This window comes from Variovorax sp. P4_D9, assembly GCF_056401695.1.
Genome location: NZ_JBFUIU010000565.1, coordinates 1 through 5958, shown reverse-complemented (window position 1 = coordinate 5958; position 5958 = coordinate 1). Strand labels below are relative to the sequence as shown.

Sequence of the window (5958 nt, the reverse complement as noted above, 5' to 3'; positions counted from 1 at the left end):
GACCTGGAAGCGCGTGACCTCCGGGACTCGTCCCGCACCGTCGCGCCACTCAAGCCGGCGCCTGATGCCCGCCTCCTGGACAACTCGCACCAGACGATCGAGCAATCGGTCGTGCAGGTGCTTGCCTGGTGGCGGGAAGTACAGCCGTTCGAGTCCGCTTGAACGGTGTTTCGGTCCAGCAGGGCCCCCGCCGCGCGACAGCGCATCGGTCCTGCTGGTTGTTCAACTTCAACCGGGCCCCATAGCCCAAACAACCGCCGTCTCGAGATCCAAGCCAGTTGCAAGCAATTTCGCTATCGCTGCTGCAAAACCCTGCGTGACGGAAGGAAAAACACATGTCTGAATCTTTTGCCGACCTATTCGAAGAATCCCTGAAGCGTTCGGAGATGCGCACTGGTGAGGTCATCACCGCCGAAGTCGTGCGTGTCGAACACAACCACGTCGTCGTCAACGCAGGCCTCAAATCCGAAGCCTACGTGCCGATCGAAGAATTCAAGAACGACAAGGGCGAACTCGAAGTCCAGGCCGGCGATTTCGTTTCCGTGGCCATCGGCAGCGTCGAGAACGGCTACGGCGACACCATCCTCTCGCGCGACACCGCCAAGCGTCTGGCTTCGTGGCTCGCGCTCGAGAAGGCCCTCGAATCCGGCGACTTCGTCACCGGCACCACGAGCGGCAAGGTCAAGGGCGGCCTCACGGTGCTGGTCAACGGCATCCGCGCCTTCCTGCCGGGTTCGCTGATCGACACCCGTCCGATCAAGGACCTGACCCCGTACGAGAACAAGACCCTAGAATTCAAGGTCATCAAGCTCGACCGCAAGCGCAACAACGTGGTGCTCTCGCGCCGCGCCGTGGTCGAAGCCAGCATGGGCGAAGAACGCGCCAAGCTGATGGAAACCCTGAAGGAAGGCGCAGTCGTGCGCGGCGTCGTCAAGAACATCACCGAATACGGTGCGTTCGTCGACCTCGGCGGCATCGACGGTCTGCTGCACATCACCGACATGGCATGGCGCCGCGTTCGCCACCCGAGCGAAGTGGTGCAGGCCGGCCAGGAAATCACCGCCAAGATCCTCAAGTTCGACACCGAGAAGAACCGTGTCTCGCTGGGTCTGAAGCAGATGGGCGACGACCCGTGGATGGGCGTTTCGCGCCGCTACCCGCAATCGACCCGCCTGTTCGGCAAGGTCACGAACATCGCCGACTACGGCGCGTTCGTCGAACTCGAACCCGGCATCGAAGGCCTGGTGCACGTGTCGGAGATGGACTGGACCAACAAGAACATCGCGCCGAACAAGATCGTCTCGCTCGGCGACGAAGTCGAAGTCATGGTCCTCGAGATCGACGAAGACAAGCGCCGCATCAGCCTCGGCATGAAGCAGTGCAAGGCCAACCCGTGGCAGGAATTCGCGCAGAACACCAAGCGCGGCGACCGCGTCAAGGGCCCGATCAAGTCGATAACCGACTTCGGCGTGTTCGTGGGCCTGGCTGCCGGCATCGACGGCCTGGTTCACCTGTCCGACCTCTCGTGGAACGAAACCGGCGAAACCGCCGTTCGCAACTACAAGAAGGGCCAGGAAGTCGAAGCGATCGTGCTGGCCGTCGATGTCGACCGCGAGCGCATCTCGCTGGGCATCAAGCAGCTCGACAGCGATCCGTTCACCACCTTCACCACCGTGAACGACAAGGGCCAGATCGTGACCGGCAAGGTCAAGACGGTCGACGCCCGCGGCGCTGAAATCGACCTCGGCGAAGACATCATAGGCTACCTGCGCGCCAGCGAAATCTCCCGCGACCGCGTGGAAGATGCACGCAACGTGCTCAAGGAAGGCGACGAAGTCACGGCCGTGGTGGTCAATGTGGATCGCAAGACCCGCAACATCCAACTGTCGATCAAGCAGAAGGACATGGTCGACGAGCAAGGCGCCATGGCCAGCCTGAGCCAGCAGTCGGCACGCGAGAACGCGGGCACGACCAGCCTGGGCGCCCTGCTGCGCGCCAAGCTGGACAACAGCGACAAGTAAGCTGAGTCCAAGGACAGGGCTGGCGCGGGGCGCCGCTCTGTCCTTTTTTTCGTCTACATTTTTCTCTTGCCATGACCCGCTCCGATCTCGTCGAAGAACTCGCGGCCCGCTTTGCGCAACTGACGCACCGCGATGCCGAATACGCCGTCAAGACCATCCTTGACGCGATGAGCGACGCACTGGTGCGCGGGCATCGCATCGAGATCCGCGGCTTCGGCAGCTTCACGGTGAACCGGCGCCCGCCCCGCATCGGACGCAACCCGCGCTCCGGCGAGAGCGTGCAGATTCCCGAGAAGCGCGTGCCCCACTTCAAGCCGGGCAAGGCCCTGCGCGAAGCGGTCGACGCGAAAACCGCACTGCTCGACGCCGAGAAGCAGAAGCGGGGCTGACACGCCGGCCCCGGCATAGAATTCCCCGGCCATCGGGGACCCGCATGAAATATCTCCTGTGGCTGCTCAAGGCAGCCATTTTTTYTACCCTCTTCGCCTTCGCGCTGAACAACCAGCACGACGCCACCGTCTACTTCTTCTTCGGCACCTCGTGGCGCGCGCCCCTGGTGCTGGTGGTGCTGGCCGCCTTCACGGGCGGCCTGGTCGTGGGCRCGCTCGGCATGCTGCCGGGCTGGTGGAAGCACCGCAGCGCCGCAGCGCAGATTCCGGCTGCACAGGGTGCGCCGGGTGCGCCACCGGCGGCTGCGTCGGCTCCCGCCACGACCGCAGCCCCCACCGACCTGCCCGCCGTACGCCAACATGGACTTTGACTTCAGCTGGCTTCTGCTCGGCCTGCCGATCGCCTTCGTGCTGGGCTGGCTGGCTTCGCGTTTCGACCTCCGGCAACTCAGGATCGAGAACCGCCAAGCCCCGAAAGCCTACTTTCGCGGCCTGAACTTCCTGCTCAACGAGCAGCAGGACCAGGCCATCGACGCCTTCATCGAGGCGGTTCAGAACGACCCCGACACGCAGGAACTGCACTTCGCTCTCGGCAACCTGTTCCGGCGCCGCGGCGAATACCAGCGCGCGGTGCGCGTGCACGAGCACCTGCTGGGTCGCGGCGACCTGAGCCGTGCCGACCGCGACCGCGCGCAGCACGCGCTGGCACAGGATTTCCTGCGCGCCGGCCTGCTCGACCGCGCCGAAGCGGCGCTGCAGAAGCTGGAAGGCACGCGCTACGAGAACGAGGCCCGGCTGTCGCTGCTGGCCATCTATGAACGCTCGCGCGAATGGGCGCAGGCCGAGGATGTGGCGCAGAAGCTCGACGAATCCGACCAGGCGAGCTACGCCACGCGGCGGGCGCACCACCTGTGCGAACAGGCCGCCGAGCGCGTTGCCGCCGGCGACTCGGGCGCAGCCGCGAAAGTGCTGCAGCAGGCGATCCTGCTGGCGCCGGAAGCGCCGCGACCGGCGATCGAACGCGCCACGCTGCAGTTGCGCAGCGGCGACGCAGCGGCCGCCTTCGACACGCTGGCGGCACTGAGCGAAACCGCGCCGATGGCGCTGCCCCTGTATGCGGCGGCGCTGCAGCAGGCCGCGGTCGCCTCGCAGCGCTCCGGGGAAGCCCTCGCCCTGCTGCAGCGCCGCTATGTGGCCTCGCCCTCGATCGATGTGCTGGAGGCGATCATCGCCCTCGGCGGCACGCCGGCGCTGCCGGACGATGCGCCATCGGATGCGGYGATCGCACCGGAACCCCGCGACGGCTATATCGCCCACCTGGCGCACCACCCCTCGCTGGTCGCGGCCTCGCGCTGGCTCGCCGGCGAACGCTTCGAGCACGAGGAGTTTCACCCGCAGGTGCAGCGCTCGCTCGACCAGGCCACCCGGCCGCTGATGCGCTACCGCTGCGCGGCCTGCGGCTTCGAGGCCCACCAGTACTTCTGGCATTGCCCGGGCTGCCAAGCCTGGGACAGCTACCCGCCGCGCCGCGTCGAGGAACTGTAGCCACCACGCTCCCTCACTGCGTGTGGTCGCTGCCCCCCCGAGGGGGCCGAAGGCCGCCTTGGGGCGGCCCGGCGCCGGCCTGGCCCCACGCTCCCCACCGTTTCGCTGGCCCCCGCGAAGGCCCTTCCCAAGGGGGTCGGCCCCGCCTTGTCCAAGCGCATCACCGAAGCACGCAAGGAAGCGCCGTTCAAGGACTGGCCGGACTTCATGACGCGGGTCAAGGGCGTGAAGGACAAGTCCGCCACCAAGCTGTCGGCCGAAGGCCTGACAGTGAACGGCCTGCCCTTCGGTGCTGCGCCCGCACCGGCCGAGGTGGCGAAGAACGAGATCAAGTTCGCGCCGAAGAAGGCGGCCAGCCCCGCCAAGTCGGCTTCCAAGCCTAAACCCCAGGCAAGGCGCACACGCGCCGCTGCTGATCCCAAGCCGCCTACGGGCAGCTTTTGCGTTGTCGCCTTCCAGTGTCGCGCCTTGGTCGATGGCAGGGAAATGCCCGAGCGATGGCCCGATATTTGCACGTATGCTGCCGATCGCCTTTTTCAATTTCGCACGTTTCGGAGAGTCCATGAATCACAAGTTCGGCATTGCACTCGCGGGCCTCACCCTTGGCGCCGCAGCATTCGCCCAGACCAAGTGGGACCTGCCCACCGCCTACCCCGCCACCAACTACCACACCGAGAACGTCACCCAGTTCGCGAAAGATGTGGATGCGGCGACCGGCGGCAAGCTCAAGGTCACGGTGCATGCCAACGCGTCGCTCTTCAAGGCCCCGGAGATCAAGCGTGCGGTGCAGAGCGGCCAGGCGCAGGCCGGAGAGATCCTGCTGGCCAACTTCGCCAACGAGAACCCGATCTACGCGCTCGACGGCGTGCCTTTCCTGGCCACCACCTATCCCGAGGCGAAAAAGCTGTACGACGCGTCCAAGCCGGCCATGGAAAAGTTGCTTGCCGCGCAAGGAATCAAGGTCTTGTTCATGGTGCCGTGGGCACCGCAGGGCATCTACTCGAAGAAGGAAATCGGCTCGGTGGCCGACCTGCGCGGCATCAAGTGGCGCGCCTACAGCCCGGCCACCGCCAAGATCGCCGAGCTGATCGGCGCCCAGCCGGTTCAGATCCAGCAAGCCGAACTCAGCGCCGCGATGGCGACCGGCGTGATCGAGAGCTACATGAGTTCGGGCTCGACCGGCTACGACACCAAGACCTACGAGAACATCAAGAACTTCTACGACACGCAGGCCTGGATCCCCAAGAATGCGGTGCTCGTGAACCTCAAGGCCTTCGACGCGCTCGACCCGGCGACCAAGGCGGCGGTCACCAAGGCGGCCGCAGACGCCGAGGCTCGCGGCTGGAAAATCGCACAGGAGAAGAACGAGGAATACAAGCGCCTGCTGGCCGAGCGCGGCATGAAGATCCACAAGCCCTCGGCCAAGCTCGATGCCGACATGCGGCAGGTCGGCGGCATCATGCAGGCCGACTGGCTCAAGGCCGCCGGCGCCGATGGCGCAGCGATCGTCGACACCTACAAGAAGAAATGATGAAGCCCCCACGCTCATCGCTTCGCGTATCCCTGCCCCCCGAGGGGGCGCAGGCCTCCCTTGAGGCCCGGCGGGAGGCCTGAGCGATGCGTCGCTGGCTCGACCGCCTGTACGACGGCGCAGGTGCATTGGGCGCGTTCTGCGTGTTCCTGATCTTCGTGTTGATGATCGTGGCCGGCGTCGGCCGCCAGGTGAACTGGCACGTGAGCGGACTCAACGACGTGGTCGCCTGGCTCTGCGCCGCCGCGGCCTTCTTCGCCATGGCCCACGCCTTCCGCCACGGCGACTTCGTGCGCGTCACGCTTCTGCTCGAGGCCGTGTCGCCGAAGGTCCGGCGCGCGCTCGACGTCGGCTGCCTGCTGATCGCCGCGGTCGCGGTGGCCTACCTCACCTGGTCGGCGACCAGCTTCACGTGGGAGAGTTACGAGTTCGCCGAGATGGCCACCGGCCTGGTCGTGATCCCGATCTGGAT

The 5958-nt window shown here is 65.9% G+C and carries 7 protein-coding genes; all 7 read left to right on the top strand.

All coding sequences use genetic code 11. The features are described from left to right. Positions 1–162, top strand: a 162-nt coding sequence (locus AC1DY5_RS38920) for a (d)CMP kinase (RefSeq protein ID WP_478119796.1), incomplete at its 5' end; no start/stop codon positions are given. A 173-nt stretch (positions 163–335) separates the two neighbouring features. After that, complete coding sequence (gene rpsA / locus AC1DY5_RS38915; protein WP_286371265.1) at positions 336–2021, top strand: 30S ribosomal protein S1; 1686 nt, start codon at positions 336–338, stop codon at positions 2019–2021. Between the two features lie 71 nt (positions 2022–2092). Continuing rightward, positions 2093–2410 carry an integration host factor subunit beta gene (locus tag AC1DY5_RS38910; protein ID WP_478119795.1) on the top strand — a complete coding sequence of 106 codons (318 nt, stop codon included), beginning with the start codon at positions 2093–2095 and terminating at the stop codon, positions 2408–2410. 44 nt (positions 2411–2454) lie between these two features. Beyond that, positions 2455–2781: a LapA family protein gene (locus tag AC1DY5_RS38905; protein ID WP_478119794.1), complete on the top strand. Its 327-nt coding sequence runs from the start codon at positions 2455–2457 to the stop codon at positions 2779–2781. Then, entirely contained in the window at positions 2771–3955 is a 1185-nt protein-coding gene (lapB, locus tag AC1DY5_RS38900; RefSeq protein ID WP_478119793.1) for a lipopolysaccharide assembly protein LapB, read from the top strand. The genes AC1DY5_RS38905 and lapB overlap by 11 nt, the downstream gene beginning before the upstream one ends. Positions 3956–4517: 562 nt before the next feature. After that, on the top strand, positions 4518–5486 hold the full coding sequence (locus AC1DY5_RS38895) for a TRAP transporter substrate-binding protein (RefSeq protein ID WP_478119792.1): 969 nt from the start codon (positions 4518–4520) through the stop codon (positions 5484–5486). Positions 5487–5572: 86 nt separating this feature from the next. Then, positions 5573–5958: TRAP transporter small permease subunit (locus AC1DY5_RS38890; RefSeq protein WP_478119791.1), on the top strand; the 386-nt coding region annotated here is incomplete at its 3' end.